Here is a 16,419-nt window from a genome sequence, read left to right as displayed (position 1 = left end):
GCGTAGCCGCAGACAAACTCCACCGCCGACAGGCTATACCCCAACCCTCAGGCCCGTAGGGCCTGTCAAACCTAAGAACCCTCCGGCCCAAAGGGCCGGCCAAACTTGAGGACCTTTTCCCACCCCGCCCCCTTTGGTACTGCGTACCACCTTCGCCCCGGTGGGAAGCGTGTCACACGATTCTCAGGTCGCTAGCGCTCCCCTACGAATCGTGTTCCCTTGCCAACCCGCGTGCGGGGGGACAATAAATGGGGGAATGAACCCGCCGCCGACAGGCGGCCGCAAGGAGACATATATGCTCTTATTATCCATGATTTTATTAGGCGCCGTTATCGGTTTTGTGGGAGCCGGCGGCGCCGGTGTCACCATTACCCTTCTTACCATCGGATTCGGCGTGCCCATCCATACGGCCCTGGCCGTGGCCCTTGCGTCCATGACCTTTACCATGCTTTCCGGAGCCTACAGCCATTTCAGGGAACATGAGGTGGTGGTGAAGGTAGGTGCCATCATTGGCGGCGGCGGGATTATAGGCGCCCTTCTGGGGGCCGCCGTGTCGGACTGCATGCCCTCCGACGATTTAAGTTTTATGACAGGCCTCATGATTCTCTCCAGCGCCTTCATCATGTATGTGAAGCTCTACCACGCAGACTGGCTGAACTATCACCTTCATGTACGGAAAACCATTCTTACCGGAAGAAAACTCTACCTCTACGGCATCCCCACCGGTATCGTGTCCGGCTTTCTGGCAGGTGCCTTCGGTATCGGCGCGGCAGCCTACATACAGATTGCCCTCATGGTCATCTTCGGCGTGCCCCTCCTCCAGTCCATCGGCACCTGCATGATGATTATCCTCCCCATTTCCGCCTCCGGCGGCCTGGGCTACCTGGCAAGCGGCCACCTGGACATGTGGATATTCCTCCAGACCCTGGCGGGCCTTACCATAGGCGCATGGATTGGCGCCAAAATGACCCACTTGGCCCCGCTCTCCCTGCTGAAGGCCTCCATTGTGGCCCTTCCCACCATAGGCGGCGGGATTATGTTGCTGTTCCATTGATTTTTACGGCGTCCTGTGACGCCTTTTTTATTTGGAAACAGGACTGCTGCCTCGCGGCACCTGATACGCAGACTCCCTTTACTGGACTATATCGGCAGAGAGGCGAAAGGGCCTGGCGAAGGTCTTTCCAACCCCTGCAGTGCACAATCCATGGAAGCGGGGAGGAAAGGAACGGAGCCTTCATGAATTTCACCTCTCCGGCGCGCCGAAAACTCCATAAAAACTCCTGAGGATGACCTGCTAGAAATCCTGGTGGCAATATAGAGTATCTTTTCTTCCTTGACGACAAGACATTCCGCTTCGGCGGCTGCCCCTTGCCGATTCATTGAAGAAGATGACATTGAGGCCCTACCGCGCAGCAGCATGGGACGAATCAGGAGTTTTTTGCGTGGAAAAAGGGGATGAAAAAAGTAAATCATTTTTCATCCTCTTTTTTGTGCCTTTTTTTGAAAATTTTCGAACTGGTTGAATTGCTGCCTGCTGCTTTCTTGAGCATGGCTGTTTTGCAGAATATTTTTAGAAATAGAGTGTATACCAATATTATAGAATGACCGTGTCCGGCGGGAAGTATCCGGCGGGAAGCGGACAGCCGATAGCGGACAGCTGTTCCTCCTCTATTTCTCTCTCGTGAATACTCTTCCCGCTTCCAGGGGATGGGATTTTCGGTAGGCTTCTTTGGCCTGGTACATACGGTCGTCTGCTTCTTTAAGGTGTTCTTCAAAGCTTGTGTTTTGTGAGGGTGTGTGGATGCTCCAGCCGAAGGAGGCGGAGGGGTCTTTGGGCATATGGGGTTGTCCCTGGAGGGAGGCCAGTTTGTTTTGGATTTTTTCCATGACCGGCTGGAGGGTTTCTGCTTTTTCCGGAGGGAAGAAGATGACGAATTCATCGCCGCCCACGCGGCCGCAGAGGGTGCGGTCTCCGGCGCTGGAGCGGAGGATGTCGGCCATCCGTTTAATGAATGCGTCGCCGGAGAGGTGGCCCTGGAGGTCGTTCACTTCTTTGAGGCCGTTCAGGTCCATGAAGAGGAGGGAGTAGGGCTTTTTGGGGTCCAGTTTATCGGCAGCCTTGAAGATGCCGGCGTGATTTAAAAGGCCGGTAAGGGAGTCGTGGTAGGCCAGGCGGAGGGCGGCTTTTTTCTCCTGCGCTTCTGCGGACTGTGCCAGAAACTGGCAGCAGAAGGAAAGGGTGATGGAGAGAACGAATATGAGGAGGGCCCAGGTGGCTAGGGCCTGCATGAAGCGGATGTGGAGGAGGCTGGGTTCGGAGGTGAAGTAGTATTGGGCAGTCACCAGGGCAGCGGCGCCGGAGGAGATGAGGATGCCCCTTCGCACAAGGACATTCCAGATTTTTTCTTTTCCCAGGGGCCGCAGCTGGTGCCAGCATACCAAAAGGCCGGCGCAGAGGATGGAAATGTGGAGGAGCGGCAGGATATCGTCCAGGGTGCAGAGTGTAAGACTTTCCAAAAAGAGGGCAGCCGCAAAGAGGGCGAGGAATAATGGGGAGAGGATGTGGTAGATTTTTCTTCGATGTCCGTCTTTTTCAGAGAGATAGAGGTAGTAAAGGAAGGGGGCCGGAAGGAAGTAGAGGGAGCCGTATTCCAGCAGGGATTCCAGGTAGGGGCTTTTGATCCAGAATCCAAGCATATGATGGTAGCCCATGCTCCAGAGGTCGAAGGAGGCGACGAAGAGGGCGATGGCCAGTCCTTTTTTCACCATGAGGTTTTTTCCGGCAAAGAGGAGCACCGCTGCAGCGCAGAGGGAAATCATGAGAAGGGTATGGTAAATGACGAAGAGGAGGCCTTCTCCCTGGAGGTAGTAGGTGTAGCTCATTTTGGTGGGCATGACCAGGATATCGCCCAGGAAGGGGCGGGGGTTGTGGCCTGTCAGTTCTTCTTCAATGGTGATGGAGGAGCCCAGGGCTTTTGGGGGAATTTCCACCAGCATGGGGACGGAACCGAAATTATGGCTGCGGGATACATGGGATTCGTCATAGGCGGCAAGCACTTCTCCATTCCAGGATACCCGGGTATAGGCGCGGATAGCGGTGAAGGCCAGGGTGTACTGGTGAGCCGGATTGTGGGCAGGCACCGGAACATGGAGCCGCACCATGCTGCCAGCGGAGAATTTTCTGTCAGGCGCGGCAGCTTCCCAGGTGCCGTCATCACGGAGGAGTTCTATGGTCACAGCGCTGGTGACTGCATGTTCGCTGTAGCGGGTACCATGGACCACATACCAGGCATTGAAAAGAAGGAGGAGCAGCAGGACAAGGGCGGCGAGGCCGAAGAGGCGGAGGGCTTTCCTGTTTGCCGGATTATCTGCCAGCCACTGGTCGTATGGTTCCATTTTTCTCCTCCTTTTCCCATGGTCTGTCCTGCAGAGCATGTTCTCTTTTCATGATTTATTTTAGCACAAAGTTGAAAAGGAGGTACAGATTTCATGGGATTCTAATAGGAATGGGTCTTTTCTCCGTGGCCTTTTCATTTTGTGCTTTACAGAGAATAGAGGTATCGGATACTATAGGGATAGATGAATTTTCATTTCATTCCATAAAGGAGAGCATGATGGCACTGGTGAAGGATGAAGTCATAGAAGAAATATTGAAATACAGGAAGTACAAAGTCTGGAGAAAACTGGATGATAATGCGCTGCTTGCCCTGGAGAAGAAGGACGGGGATATCGAGTATATCTGCGTCGGTGAAGAGCTGGGGGTGGAGCTGTTTAGAAGCGGGGAAATGGATTCTTACTATGCCTTAAGGGATATAGGAGAATCGGAGGATGATTCTTTCTGCTTCGGCGATGATCCGCTGGGCAATCTGACAGTAGAAGAGAAGGTGCGGTTCCATATGACGTCTTTCCTTCATGTGGATTTCGGCTCCAAGGATGAAATCGACCCGGCCTGGGCCACGGCCATCGACCGTTATAAAAAGAGAAATGGCATCCGCATGTATGGCAGGGGAAATTATTTCATGGTGATCAAATCCATCCCCCGCCGTATCCCCCGGGATATTATCGATGAGGAAGACCAGGAGCGGGTGGCAGCGGCTTTTCGCCTGCTGAACTGGCTTTCTCTCCATCCGGAAAAGATAACAAAACTTTACGAAGAGTATCTGCCTTACGACGTGAGACCCCATGCAGTGCTGTACAAACCCTTGCCGGATGGGTCCTATGAGAGAGACATCATTGATGCGCCGGAGCGGAAGATGTTTTCTTTTGAGCCCGTTCCTTTTGAGTATGAAGTGCTTGCCCACCGGATTCGGCCTTTTATGACCAAAAAGGAAGGGGTCATGGAGTGCAACCTCTTTATGACCGATGCTCCGGTGATGGAGGAAGGCTTTAAGGCAGACGAAAAGAAGGATGACCTTGAGGAAGTGCAGAGCCATCTCATCTGGCCCTGGGTGTTCATGGCAGGCATGCCGAAGGATGACCAGATTTTCTACATGAAAGCTTTCGAGGAGGCCGGTATGGAAGTGCTTCGGGAGCTGGCGCAGCAGATGATTCAGTCCGAATATGCGCCCCGTGAAATCAGGGTATGCAATACGTGGACTTTCGACCTCCTTAAAGATTTCTGCAAAAAGTCCGGCATCAAGCTGACCTTCACCCGGGAAGACCTGTGGGTAGAGGATGCTTGTGAGGATTTCCTCGAACACTCTGCATCCGGCCCCATGGGTGATGACTATGATGATGGGGACGACGATGATTATGGCGATGATGACGAAGAGGATTTTAAGCGCCTGATATCCATGATGCGCGGCCTTGAGGATGATGAGTTTATGAGTGTTCCGCTTTTCATCCAAAACGGCCTTCGGGAAGCCTATGACATGCTGCCGGAGGATCTGCAGAAGCGCTGTGTGAAGCTGTGGAAGTGGAAGGTATAACGTCTTTGCATCGGTGAAATACCGGCAGACGGTAAGACAATCAGAAGTCAGAAGTCAGACGGTCAGACGCAGCGCTGCCATTCCGATGAAAGCGCTGTGGAGTGGAGAAATCTCCCTTCGTTATGGTGTGAAGCGCATAGCATCGGGGGCAGAAGCATGAACGGGGCTGTGAAAAAGTGGGACCACCATTTTTTTCGCAGCCCCTTTGTTTTGATTTTTTTATATTTCATAAATTGACTTATGGTCGCTTTTGGGGCATCATATGCGTTATGAATTCAAAAGGAAAGAAGGAAATAGGATGAAAAAATGGGAGAGAGCTGCGGCTGCAGCCATTCTGGGGACGGCGCTGTTTATGCCGGGGATGATGAGTGAGGCCAGGATGCCTGGTCGTATCGGCATCCCGAATCCCCTGGTGCAGTATGAAAGTTATGAACGGCTGGGACAGGTGGTGGGGTTCCAGCCTCTGTTCCTGGCGAAGTCCTTCGGATACAAGGTGGACAGTTATATTGCCATCAGCCGGCAGCTGGCGGATATCCGCTACAGCAATGATGACGGTGCAAGGCTCGCTGTGCGGAGTGCTTTACGGGACAGGAAGAACGGCGCCGAGGATATCAGCGGCGTTTATACGGGAAAGTGGGAGAAGAAGGAAATTTCCCATACCACCGTGTATGTGGCAAAGACCGATGAGAAAACCTATACTGCCCGCTGGGTTACCGGCGGATTTGCCTTTGCGGTGACCGGCGAAGATATGAGTGAAGAGGAGTTCAGCCGCATTCTTTCCGGTTATTTCGTGGATATGGCGGAACATTACTACAGCGACCGGGTAATGCCGGTGGCTGGGGGAGCGTTCTTCTGATAGGGAGTACCCCGATTTCTCGTATTTCTGCTATTAAAAAATTTTATTAACCATTTTTTCCGCTCTGTGATATTCTAAAAAAAGAATTCCACAAGATTCAATGGCGAATCATTCATTCTATGCAGGGATGAAGATGCCGGGAGAGTCGTGAAAGGCGGACACCGAAGGGGCAGAAACTCTCAGGTAAAAGGACCGGCAGTTGGACTATCCTCTGGAGAGCTCGGATGAGCACCGAAGAAGCAGGGATTTCCCTTATCTTTCAGGTCAAAGGACAGAGGCGCACTGATTATTTTTCAGTGCGCCTTTTTTGTATGCAGGAAAAGGCGCACCGGCGAAAGGGGAGAATGGATTTGGACAAGAAAACACCTTTATATGACAGGCATGTTTCCCTGAAGGGGAAAATGGTTTCCTTCGGCGGCTACGCCATGCCGGTGCAGTACGGGAAGGGCATTCTGGCGGAGCACATGGCGGTGAGAACGAAGATGGGTATGTTCGATGTGTCCCACATGGGGGAGGTCCTCTTTGAAGGAAAGGGAGCCCTGGCTTCCATTAACCACCTCATCAGCAATGATTACACGAACCTTGCCATCGAAAAAGTGCGCTACGGCACCATGCTCAATGAAAAGGGCGGGGTCATCGATGACCTCATTGTGTACCATCTGGGAGAGGACCGGTACATGGTGGTGGTGAACGCCGCCACCCACGACAAGGATGTACTCCACATGAAGGAGAACCTTCTGCCGGACACAAAGTTCACCGATATTTCCGATGAAACAGGACTTATTTCCCTGCAGGGCCCCATGACAAAAGATTTCCTGCCTGCCCTGGTGGAAGGAGGAGCGCTTCCGGAGAAATACTACAGCGAAAAGGAGCACGTCATCATCGGCGGCGTGGACTGCCTCGTATCAAGGACAGGCTACACCGGGGAATTCGGCTATGAAATCTTCTGCCCGGCGGACAAGGTGGGCATCATCTGGGACCTCCTTCTGGAAAAGGGAGGGGAAGACCTCCTTCCCTGCGGCCTGGGCGCCCGGGATACGCTCCGTCTGGAAGCGGCCATGCCCCTCTACGGCCATGAAATGGATGAAACCGTGAGCCCTCTGGAAACGGGCCTTGATTTCGCCGTGAAACTGAACAAAAAAGAATTCATCGGCCTCTCCGCTCTCCTTGCCCAGCCGCCGAAGCGGCAGCGCATCGGCCTTAAAGTGACGGGCCGGGGCATTGTGAGGGAAGAAGAGGATGTGTACCTTAATGGCACCGTCATCGGCCGCACCACCTCCGGCACCTACTGCCCCTACCTTAAAGGCGCCTACGCCATGGCCCTGGTAGGAAAGGGAAGCGTGAAAATCGGTGACACCGTGGAAGCGGACGTGAGAGGAAGAAAAGTGGCCTGCGAAGTGGTGCCGCTGCCGTTTTATAAGAGAAAGTGACTGGACACGCCCTGGCGGGCGTGAGGGTTCAAAAGGTGCAGAAGGTTCAGAGGGGAAAGGTTGACGGCCCTTCGGGCCGAAGGTTCTTAGGGGTCTAAAGTTTGACGCGCCTATGGCGCGAGGGTTGTGGTGGGCGGCTTCGCCGCCAGTATGGATAAAACCTTTACAACCGGGCTTCGCCCGCGGGAAAACATGCCAACCGCGCCTGCGGCGCGTGGGAAATGCACCCCTTCTGCCGCCTTTGGCGGCATCTCCCCCGGAGGGGGAGATTCTAGCGGCGCTATAAAATGAGCGACATAAGTTAGCACTAAGAAAAGCGGAGAGCAGACTTCCCCCACTGGGGGAAGTACCGCCGACAGGCGGGGATAGGGGTGCATTTCCAGCGGGCGCCAGCCCGGTTTTACGGCTTTTCAACGCCCGTAGGGCGGTTGTATGGTTTTCCATTTCGCGAAGCGAAATGATATACTCATCGCCGCGAAGCGGCAATACCTTTCCCTTTGAACCCGCCCGCTGGAAGCGGGCAGAACCTTTTGAACCTTCTGAACCCGAGCCACGCAGTGGCTCTATATCTCAAATTTCATCTTTATCATATATTACATTTTCTATAGAGTATCAAAGGAGGAATTACCATGAATTTCCCACAGGATGTAAAGTATGCGAAGACCCATGAATGGCTGAAGAAGGAAGGAGACCTGGTTCTCATCGGCCTTACGGACTATGCCCAGGACCAGCTGGGGGATATTGTGTTTGTGAATCTGCCCCAGGTGGGGGATCCGGTGAGCCAGGGGGATACGTTTGCGGATATTGAGTCGGTGAAGGCGGTGTCCGATGTGTACAGCCCGGTGACGGGGGAAGTGGAAGAGGTGAATGAGGAGCTTCTGGATGCGCCGGAGAAGGTGAACGGCGATCCCTACGGTTCCTGGTTTGTGAAGGTGAAGGACGTGACGGACACGGAAGAGCTCATGGATGCAAAGGAGTATGAAGAATTCTGTAAAACCTCAGGGGAGGAATGATTATGGGAAACTATGTACCTTCATCTCCGGAGGAGACCCGGGACATGCTGGATTTCCTGGGCCTCTCTTCGGTGGATGACCTTTACAGAGATGTGCCGAAGGAGGTTTACCTTCACCAAGTGGACATTCCGGAAGGGAAAAGTGAAATGGAGGCGCTCCGGGACGTGGAGAAGATGGGCGAAAAGAACCGGCGGTTTACTTCCATTTTCCGCGGCGCCGGTGCCTACTCTCATTATATTCCTGCCATTGTGAAGCAGGTCATCAGCAAGGAAGCCTTCCGCACCACCTACACCCCTTACCAGGCGGAAATCAGCCAGGGCATCCTGCAGTCCATCTTTGAATACCAGACCATGATTTCCGAACTCACCGGCATGGATGTGTCTAATGCGTCTGTGTACGACGGCGCCACCGCAGCGGCGGAGGCGGTGTTCATGTGTCTGGACAGGAAAAGAAACCGGATTCTTGCCTCCGAAGCCATGCATCCCCAGGTGCTGGAGGTGATGAAGACCTACTGCGAAAGCAGGCATGTGGAACTCACGCTGATTCCGACAAAGGAGGGGAAAACGGATAAGGAAGCCCTCTCTTCTCTGCTGGATGAAGGCACGGCGGCCGTCTTTTTCCAGAGCCCCAATTTCTATGGTCTCATCGAAGATAGTGGAAACCTTGTCTCCCAGGCCCACGAAGCGGGAGCAAAGGCGGTGATGTCCGTGTCTCCCCTGTCCCTTGGCCTTTTGAAGACGCCGGGAGAATACGGCGCCGACATTGCCGTAGGCGACGGCCAGGAGCTGGGACTTCCGCTCTCCTTTGGCGGTCCTTCCATGGGATTCATGACCTGCCGGGACAAGCTCATGCGGAAACTTCCCGGCCGTATCGTAGGGGAGACCACGGACAGCCGGGGAAACCGGTGCTATGTGCTCACCCTGCAGGCCCGGGAGCAGCATATCCGCCGGGAAAAGGCATCGTCCAACATCTGCTCCAATGAAGCTCTCTGCACCATGGCCTGTGGCGCCTACATGGCAGCCCTGGGGCCGGAGGGCATGAAGGAAGCGGCATCCCAGTGCGCCGCCAAAGCCCACTACCTGGCAGAGAAGCTTTCGGAAATCGGATTTCCTTTGAAATACAAAGGCCCCTTCTTTGATGAATTCGCCACGGAATCGCCCATTCCGCCTAAAGAGGTGGAAAAACTGCTGGAAAAGGAGGGCATCCTTTCCGGCCTTCCGATTGAAGGCGGCATTCTCTGGTGCGCTACGGAAATGAACAGCAGGGAAGACATGGATAGGCTTGTTTCCATTCTGAAAGGAGGAATGGCCCATGGAACTCATATTTGAAAGGTCGAAAAAAGGACACCGCATGGATCTCTTCCCGGCCCTGGACGTTCCGGCGGCAGAGGGCCTTCCCCTTCGTGAGAAGGCGCCTCATCTGCCGGAGCTTGACGAGGTGGAGCTGGACCGCCATTACGGGCAGCTGGAAAAGCAGGCCTTCGGCGTGAACCACGGTTTCTATCCCCTGGGGTCCTGTACCATGAAATATAATCCGGCGGTCAATGAAATCGCCACTTCCATGAAGGAATTCACCGACATTCATCCTATGGCGCCGGAAGAAACTGTGCAGGGCTGCCTTGAGGTCATGTACCGCCTGCAGCAGCTCCTGGCCGCCATTACGGGAATGGATGAAATGACCCTGCAGCCTGCAGCCGGTGCCCAGGGGGAATACACGGGCCTTCGCCTCATCCGCGCTTACCACCTCTCCAGTGGCGATACGAAGCGGACAAAAATCATCGTCCCCGACTCCGCCCACGGTACCAATCCCGCTTCCGCTGCCATGGCAGGTTATGAAGTGGTGCATGTGCCGTCCAACGACAAAGGCGGCGTGGACCTGGAGGGCTTGCGGAAAGCGGTGGGAGAAGACACGGCGGGTCTCATGCTCACCAACCCCAATACCCTTGGCATTTTCGACCCCAACATTCTGGAAATCACCCGCATTGTCCATGAAGCAGGGGGCCTCTGCTACTATGACGGCGCCAACATGAACGCCGTAGTAGGAAGAGCCCGGCCCGGGGATATGGGATTTGACTGCGTCCATGTGAACCTTCACAAAACCTTCTCCACCCCCCACGGCGGCGGCGGTCCCGGAAGCGGACCGGTGGGCTGCAAAGCATTCCTTGCGGATTTCCTGCCCCACCCTATCGTGGTGAAGGAAGGGGAAACGTACCATTTCAAGAAGATGGAAAAGTCCTTCGGACGGCTGAAAATGTTTTACGGCAATTTCCTTGTCATCCTTCGGGCTCTTACCTATATCCTCATGCTGGGAAGGGACGGCCTTTCCGAAACGTCGGCCCATGCAGTGCTGAATGCGAACTACCTCATGAAGAAGCTTGCGCCCCATATGGACATGGCCTATCCCGGTATCTGCATGCATGAATTCGTCATGACTCTGGAGCACTACAAGAAGGAAACCGGCGTGTCCGCCCTGGACGTGGCCAAGGGCCTCCTGGACGAAGGTATGCACCCGCCTAACATGTACTTCCCATTAATTGTCCACGAAGCCCTTATGGCAGAGCCTACGGAAACGGAAAACAAGGAAACCCTGGACAGGGCGGCGGAAGCCTTCATCCGGGTCTTTGAAAAGGGAAGGACCGACCCTAAGTCCCTTCACACCGCGCCCCACACCACACCCATCGGCAGGCCCGATGAAGTGAAGGCAGCCCGGCATCCCCATATCCGGTACGACTTTGGAGAACAGCATGATTCGGAAATTAACATTTCTTAAAAACTGGCAGGACACGCAGAATCCATTCCGCAACTTTGCGGTGGAAGAATATCTCATGAACCATGTGGAGGAAGGGGAAATCATCCTCTTCCTCTGGCAGAACAGGAACACCGTAGTCATCGGCCGAAACCAGAACGGCTGGCACGAGTGCAGCGTGAAAAAGCTGGAAGAAGACGGCGGCCTTCTTGCCCGGCGCCTCTCCGGCGGCGGTGCGGTGTACCATGACCTGGGCAACATGAACTTCTCCTTCCTTGCCAGAAAGCAGGACTACGACGTGGCAAAGCAGCTCTCCGTCATCGTGGAAGGGGTCAAAGCGTTTGGAATTCAGGCGGAAAAGAGCGGGCGGAACGACATCAAAATCAACGGCCGCAAATTTTCCGGAAACGCCTTCTATCGCCACGGAGACCTCTGCTACCACCACGGCACCCTCCTCATCGGGGAGGACATGAAGGACATGGTGAAATACCTAAATGTGGACGGCTCCAAAATGAACTACAAAGGCGTGAAGTCCGTACCTGCCAAAGTGGTGAATCTCTCGGACCTCGCCCCTGCCATCACCGTAGAAAGCTTGACCGATGCCCTGAAGGAAAGCTTCGGCAAAGTCTACTGCCTTCCTGTAGAAGAAATCCATTCCGCTGACATTCCCGAGGAAGCGCTGAAGGACAGGATCGCCTTCTTCTCCTCCTGGGACTGGCGCTATGGCGCAGCCCATGAATTCGACGTGCCCCTGGAAGGCCGCTGGGACTGGGGCTTTTTGAAATTCTCCTTCCGTGTGGACCACGGCATGGTGGAAGAAGTTTCCGTGGATTCCGACGGCCTGGAAGCCGACTTCATCGCTGCCATTCCGGAGGCCCTCAAAGGAAAAAGGTACGAAGGAAAAGAACTGGCTTCGGCGGTGCTGGCTATGGAAACGGGAACTCCGGAAGAAAAAGAAGTGCAGAAGGATACGGCGAAGCTGCTGGGGGACATGCCCTAGCGGGCGTGAGGGTTCAGAAGGTGCAAAAGGTTCACAGGGTTCAAAGGGGAAGGTATCGCCCTTGCGGGCGATGAGTATGAAGTCAGCGTTATGGGAATGCCTTTCTGTCACATAAGTCACTCTAACCTTGGTGGTGCGTTAGCCACCTCCGGTGGCTTTTCCCCCTTTGGTGGCACCAGCCACCAAAGGGGGAATGCATTTCCCTCGCGCCAAAGGCGCGGTTGGCATGTTTTCCTCTCGCCCGCAGGGCGGTTGCATGGTTTTCCCACGGGCGAAAGCCCGGTTGTAAAGGTTTTCTTTACATTGCGCCGTAGGCGCCACCACACCTCTCGGCCCATAGGGCTGTCGCCCCCTGAGCGAAGCGAATACAACCGGCCGACGAAGTCGGCCACAACCTTCGGGCCCGAAGGGCCCGTCAACCTTCCCCTCTGAACCTTCTGAACCCTTTGAACCCTCTGAACCCTTCCCCAAGAACCCAGAAACCAGAAACATTCCTCATATTATTGAATCAACGGAGGCATGCCTATGAAATACGATGTCATTATTATCGGCGGCGGGCCGGGAGGCTATGTGTGTGCCGTCAGCTGCGCCGGATACGGTTTGAAAACGGCGCTGGTGGAGAAGCGGGAGCTGGGCGGCACCTGCCTTAACAGGGGCTGCATTCCCACGAAAACGCTGCTCTTCACCGCTGGCCTTCTGGAGAATCTCCATAAAGCGTCCCTCTTCGGCATAAAGGACGGAAAAGGAGAGGCCGATTTCGACGGGCTTCGGAAACGGTCGGCGGAGGTGGTTTCCACCCTCCGAAGCGGCGTATCAAAGCTCTTAAAGCAGCATAAGGTGGATGTGTACCATGGCACAGGAAAGGTACTTTCACCGTCCCTGGTGGAGGTGGAGGGAGAAGAGGGAAAGGAGCAGCTGGAAACGACCCATATCGTCCTTGCCACCGGCGGCGCCCCCTCGGTGCCACCCATTCCGGGAAGCAATCTGCCCGGCGTCTACACCAGTGACAGCCTTCTGGAAAAGCTGCCGGAGGCACGCCGCCTTGTCATCATCGGCGGCGGCGTCATCGGCGTGGAATTTGCAGAAGCCTACCGCGCCTTCGGAACGGATGTAACCATTGTGGAAATGATGCCCCGGCTCCTCCCGCCCTTTGATACGGACCTTTCCCGCCACCTGGCTGCACTTTTCCGAAAGAAGGGAATCAAAGCCGTCACAAAGGCGGGGGTAAAGAAAATCGAAGAAAAGGAAGGCGCCCTTTCCGTGACCTATGAACTTTCAGGAAAGGAAGAATCCATTCCCGCCGACGCCGTCCTCATCGCCACCGGCCGCCACGCGGAAACGAAAGGCCTCCTTCCCATGGAGGCAGACATGGAACGGGGGTGCTTTAAGGTGAATGACCGCTTTGAAACGTCGGTACCCGGTATCTATGCCATCGGCGACATCGTCTACGGCGGCATCCAGCTGGCCCATGCGGCGGAAGCGGAAGGAAAGGCGGCAGCCGCTGCCATTGCCGGGAAGACATGTCCCATTGATGTGGACCTGGTGCCCCAGTGCGTCTACACCATTCCTGAAATCGCAGCAGTAGGGATTTCCGAAGACAAAGCAAAAAAAGAGGGCATTCCCCTCAAAGCAAGCCGCGTAGTCATGGGCAGCAACGCCAAGAGCCTCATTGCCGATGAAACGGGCTACATGAAAATCTTCGCCGATGAAGGAAATCACATCCTGGGTGCCCAGCTCCTCTGCACCGGTGCGGATAACCTCATCTCCGAAGTATCCCTGGCCATCGCCAATCACCTTACCATAGAAGATTTCCTCAAAGTCATCCGCCCCCATCCCTCGGTGGAAGAATCCCTGGGCGAAGCGGCGGAAGGAATCCTTTTGAAATAATTTGAAATAAGAAAAGCATGGGTCCTCAATTTGAGGAGCCATGCTTTTTTTGTGGACACACTGGACACGCCCTGCGGGCGTGAGGGTTGACGGCCCTTCGGGCCGAAGATTCTTAAGGGGCTAAAGTTTGACGTGCCTATGGCGCGAGGGTTGTGGTGGGCGCCTGCGGCGCCAGTTTGGATAAAACCATACAACCGCGCCAAAGGCGCGGTTGTATGGTTTTATCATAAGAGGCGGCCTTCTATAATTTAAAGGCCGCCCACCACAACCGCCGCCGACAGGCGGCATATAAACTGCGGCGCCAGCCGCTACCTCAACCCTCGGGCCCGCAGGGCCCGTCAAACCTAAGAACCTTAAGAACCCTCAGCCGCAGAGCGGCTGTCCATCTTTCCCCCCTTCTGAACCCTCTGAACCCGCCGCGCCCAAAGGGCGCGGCCCTTACTATTTACACAAACTTAATGTTATTCTCCCTGGAAATGGGGTAAAATAGAAAAGTATATGGAATGGAGATGAAGTGATGGACAGGATTGCCGTATTGATTCCCTGCTGGAATGAAGCTCTTACTATAGAAAAGGTGGTCACCGATTTCAAAAGGGTACTTCCGGAAGCGGTAATTTATGTGTACGATAACAATTCCACCGATTGCACCGCGGACATTGCAGCAAGGGCGGGGGCAGTAGTGCGCCATGAGTACCGGCAGGGGAAGGGAAACGTGATCCGCTCCATGTTCCGGGATGTGGATGCGGACTGCTATGTCATGGTGGACGGGGACGATACGTACCCCGCTGAAAATGCCAGGGACATGGTGAATCTTGTGCTGGAGGGAAAGGCGGACATGGTGATCGGAGACCGTCTTTCATCCACCTATTTTGAGGAAAACAAAAGGCCCTTCCATAATTCGGGAAATATGCTGGTGCGCCGTTTCATCAACATGTTCTGGGGCGAAAGCAGCCATGAAATCAAGGACGTCATGACCGGGTACCGCGCCTTTTCTCCCATGTTTGTCAAGACCTTCCCCATCCTTTCCAAGGGCTTTGAAATCGAAACGGAGATGACCATCCATGCCCTGGATAAGAACCTTCTCCTGGCCAATGTGCCCGTTTCCTACCGGGACCGTCCGGCAGGAAGCATGAGCAAGCTCCACACCTTCCGTGACGGAGCCAAGGTACTGAGGACCATTTTCATGCTGTACAAGGACTACCGGCCCCTCCGTTTCTTCACGCTGGCCGCAGTCCTTCTGGCCCTCATTTCCCTCCTCCTTTTCCTTCCTGTATTTCATGAATACGTGATGACAGGTCTTGTACCCAAACTGCCCACCCTGGTGACCTCGGGGTTCTTCATGATGGCCGCCGTGGTTTTTCTCGGCATCGGCCTCATGCTGGACACGGAAGTGAAAAACAGCAGAAAGAATTTTGAAATCCAGATGAATATCATCCGGATGATGCTGAAGAAATAGGGGACGCGGAAGAGCTTGGCTGCTGTTGACCCTTTCACTGCCAGTGTCTCTCAAGAAACAAGAAACTAGAAACTAGAAACTAGAAACAAGAACTGCTTCCCTAATCATATTAAGAAAGGTATACCATGTTTGATTCTCTCATCCGTAAATTCTTTCCCTCCACAGACCGGTTCTGGGAGGTTTTCCGATTTCTGGCCGTAGGAGGGGGCTGCTTCCTTCTGGAATATTTCCTCCTTTACACACTCACCGAATACGGCGGCCTGAACCCGCTGGTATCGGCGCCCATTGCCTTTACCGTGTCCCTGGTGGTGAACTATATCCTCTGCGTGTACGTGGTTTTCCACGCCAAGCAGCAGACCGGGAAACAGATGGCCCTCTTTGCGCTGACCTCCATCATGGGTCTTGGCATTAACCAGGCGGTCATGTGGTTCTTCATCGACATCATGGGCATATGGTATATGTTCGCCAAGGTCATCGCCTCTGCCATTGTCATGATATGGAACTACTTCACCAAACGGTACGTCCTTCACGGGCATATGTGACACAGTGACACGCCCTGCGGGCGTGAGGGTTGACGCCTGCTGCGCAGGCGAGGTTTGATGGGGCTTTTGCCCCGAGGGTTCTTAAGTTTGACAGCCGCCGTTGGCGGCTGAGGTTTGTGGTAGGCGGCTTCGCCGCCAGTTTGGATAAAACCTTTACAACCGGGCTTTCGCCCGTGGGAAAACCATACAACCGTGCCTGTGGCGCGAGGGAAATGCACCCCTTCTGCCGCCTTTGGCGGCGTCTCCCCCATAGGGGGAGATTCTAGCGGCGCTATACAATGAGTGACTTAAGTTAGCACTAAGAGAAGCGGAGAGAAAACTTCCCCCTCCGGGGGAAGTCCCCGTAGGGGAATAGGGGTGCATTTCCACGGGCGAAGCCCGGTTGGCTTGTTTTCCCCGCCCGCAGGGCGGTTGTATGATTTTCACCGCCGCTGACAGGCGGCATTAAAAGCTTATCGCCGGCAGGCGATACCTTCCCCTCAGCTTGTGCACATTCTGCAGAGAATGTGCAAGTCAGTCGAAGTTGGCCCATAGCCTGCCCATAAAAGGGCCTTCCTTTTAA

General features: G+C 54.6%; 13 protein-coding genes and 1 riboswitch. Of the genes, 11 read left to right on the top strand and 2 right to left on the bottom strand.

What is annotated here, in order from left to right; all coding sequences use genetic code 11:
• The first annotated feature begins 295 nt into the window (after positions 1–295).
• Positions 296–1,054, top strand: a complete 759-nt coding sequence (locus tag QZQ29_RS05465) for a sulfite exporter TauE/SafE family protein (RefSeq protein WP_296960803.1) — start codon at positions 296–298, stop codon at positions 1,052–1,054.
• Between the two features lie 86 nt (positions 1,055–1,140).
• Here the strand turns inward: QZQ29_RS05465 and QZQ29_RS05460 are convergent, their stop codons facing one another.
• Positions 1,141–1,473: a hypothetical protein gene (locus QZQ29_RS05460; RefSeq protein ID WP_296960796.1), complete on the bottom strand. Its 333-nt coding sequence runs from the start codon at positions 1,471–1,473 to the stop codon at positions 1,141–1,143.
• Between the two features lie 195 nt (positions 1,474–1,668).
• Positions 1,669–3,396, bottom strand: coding sequence for a GGDEF domain-containing protein (locus tag QZQ29_RS05455; protein ID WP_296960793.1), 1,728 nt, complete (start codon positions 3,394–3,396; stop codon positions 1,669–1,671).
• Between the two features lie 215 nt (positions 3,397–3,611).
• Here QZQ29_RS05455 and QZQ29_RS05450 point away from each other — a divergent pair, with 215 nt between their 5' ends.
• The 10 genes from QZQ29_RS05450 (at position 3,612) to QZQ29_RS05405 (ending at position 15,857) form a co-directional block, all read left to right on the top strand.
• Positions 3,612–4,928: a hypothetical protein gene (locus QZQ29_RS05450; protein WP_296960791.1), complete on the top strand. Its 1,317-nt coding sequence runs from the start codon at positions 3,612–3,614 to the stop codon at positions 4,926–4,928.
• Positions 4,929–5,226: 298 nt separating this feature from the next.
• Entirely contained in the window at positions 5,227–5,784 is a 558-nt protein-coding gene (locus QZQ29_RS05445; RefSeq protein ID WP_296960789.1) for a hypothetical protein, read from the top strand.
• 127 nt (positions 5,785–5,911) lie between these two features.
• Positions 5,912–5,989: riboswitch (glycine riboswitch) on the top strand.
• 145 nt (positions 5,990–6,134) lie between these two features.
• A complete protein-coding gene (gene gcvT, locus QZQ29_RS05440) occupies positions 6,135–7,214 on the top strand; it encodes a glycine cleavage system aminomethyltransferase GcvT (protein ID WP_296960787.1) in 1,080 nt (359 codons plus the stop codon).
• A 629-nt stretch (positions 7,215–7,843) separates the two neighbouring features.
• On the top strand, positions 7,844–8,227 hold the full coding sequence (gene gcvH, locus QZQ29_RS05435) for a glycine cleavage system protein GcvH (RefSeq protein ID WP_296960783.1): 384 nt from the start codon (positions 7,844–7,846) through the stop codon (positions 8,225–8,227).
• A 2-nt stretch (positions 8,228–8,229) separates the two neighbouring features.
• Positions 8,230–9,555: an aminomethyl-transferring glycine dehydrogenase subunit GcvPA gene (gene gcvPA / locus QZQ29_RS05430; RefSeq protein WP_296960779.1), complete on the top strand. Its 1,326-nt coding sequence runs from the start codon at positions 8,230–8,232 to the stop codon at positions 9,553–9,555.
• A complete protein-coding gene (gcvPB, locus tag QZQ29_RS05425; RefSeq protein WP_296960777.1) occupies positions 9,539–10,996 on the top strand; it encodes an aminomethyl-transferring glycine dehydrogenase subunit GcvPB in 1,458 nt (485 codons plus the stop codon). Before gcvPA ends, gcvPB begins: the two co-directional genes overlap by 17 nt.
• On the top strand, positions 10,971–11,972 hold the full coding sequence (locus QZQ29_RS05420) for a lipoate--protein ligase (protein ID WP_296960775.1): 1,002 nt from the start codon (positions 10,971–10,973) through the stop codon (positions 11,970–11,972). Before gcvPB ends, QZQ29_RS05420 begins: the two co-directional genes overlap by 26 nt.
• Positions 11,973–12,497: 525 nt before the next feature.
• Positions 12,498–13,859, top strand: a complete 1,362-nt coding sequence (gene lpdA, locus QZQ29_RS05415) for a dihydrolipoyl dehydrogenase (protein ID WP_296960772.1) — start codon at positions 12,498–12,500, stop codon at positions 13,857–13,859.
• A 517-nt stretch (positions 13,860–14,376) separates the two neighbouring features.
• A complete protein-coding gene (locus QZQ29_RS05410) occupies positions 14,377–15,315 on the top strand; it encodes a glycosyltransferase family 2 protein (protein WP_296960805.1) in 939 nt (312 codons plus the stop codon).
• A gap of 125 nt (positions 15,316–15,440) precedes the next feature.
• Positions 15,441–15,857: a GtrA family protein gene (locus tag QZQ29_RS05405; protein WP_296960767.1), complete on the top strand. Its 417-nt coding sequence runs from the start codon at positions 15,441–15,443 to the stop codon at positions 15,855–15,857.
• Positions 15,858–16,419 lie beyond the last annotated feature (562 nt).

Source organism: uncultured Dialister sp. (genome assembly GCF_900538805.1).
Lineage (GTDB): Bacteria > Bacillota > Negativicutes > Veillonellales > Dialisteraceae > Dialister.
Note: the sequence above shows the minus strand (reverse complement) of the source record. Positions and strands in the feature narration are given on the sequence as shown.

Excerpts from the sequence above, each read along its gene's own strand:
- QZQ29_RS05450 (WP_296960791.1), top strand. The coding sequence starts at position 3,612 with ATGATGGCACTGGTGAAGGATGAAGTCATAGAAGAAATATTGAAATAC.
- gcvPA (WP_296960779.1), top strand. The coding sequence starts at position 8,230 with ATGGGAAACTATGTACCTTCATCTCCGGAGGAGACCCGGGACATGCTG.
- QZQ29_RS05465 (WP_296960803.1), top strand. The coding sequence starts at position 296 with ATGCTCTTATTATCCATGATTTTATTAGGCGCCGTTATCGGTTTTGTG.
- QZQ29_RS05410 (WP_296960805.1), top strand. The coding sequence starts at position 14,377 with ATGGACAGGATTGCCGTATTGATTCCCTGCTGGAATGAAGCTCTTACT.
- QZQ29_RS05445 (WP_296960789.1), top strand. The coding sequence starts at position 5,227 with ATGAAAAAATGGGAGAGAGCTGCGGCTGCAGCCATTCTGGGGACGGCG.
- gcvH (WP_296960783.1), top strand. The coding sequence starts at position 7,844 with ATGAATTTCCCACAGGATGTAAAGTATGCGAAGACCCATGAATGGCTG.
- QZQ29_RS05420 (WP_296960775.1), top strand. The coding sequence starts at position 10,971 with ATGATTCGGAAATTAACATTTCTTAAAAACTGGCAGGACACGCAGAAT.
- QZQ29_RS05455 (WP_296960793.1), bottom strand. The coding sequence starts at position 3,396 with ATGGAACCATACGACCAGTGGCTGGCAGATAATCCGGCAAACAGGAAA.
- QZQ29_RS05405 (WP_296960767.1), top strand. The coding sequence starts at position 15,441 with ATGTTTGATTCTCTCATCCGTAAATTCTTTCCCTCCACAGACCGGTTC.
- gcvPB (WP_296960777.1), top strand. The coding sequence starts at position 9,539 with ATGGAACTCATATTTGAAAGGTCGAAAAAAGGACACCGCATGGATCTC.
- lpdA (WP_296960772.1), top strand. The coding sequence starts at position 12,498 with ATGAAATACGATGTCATTATTATCGGCGGCGGGCCGGGAGGCTATGTG.
- QZQ29_RS05460 (WP_296960796.1), bottom strand. The coding sequence starts at position 1,473 with ATGATTTACTTTTTTCATCCCCTTTTTCCACGCAAAAAACTCCTGATT.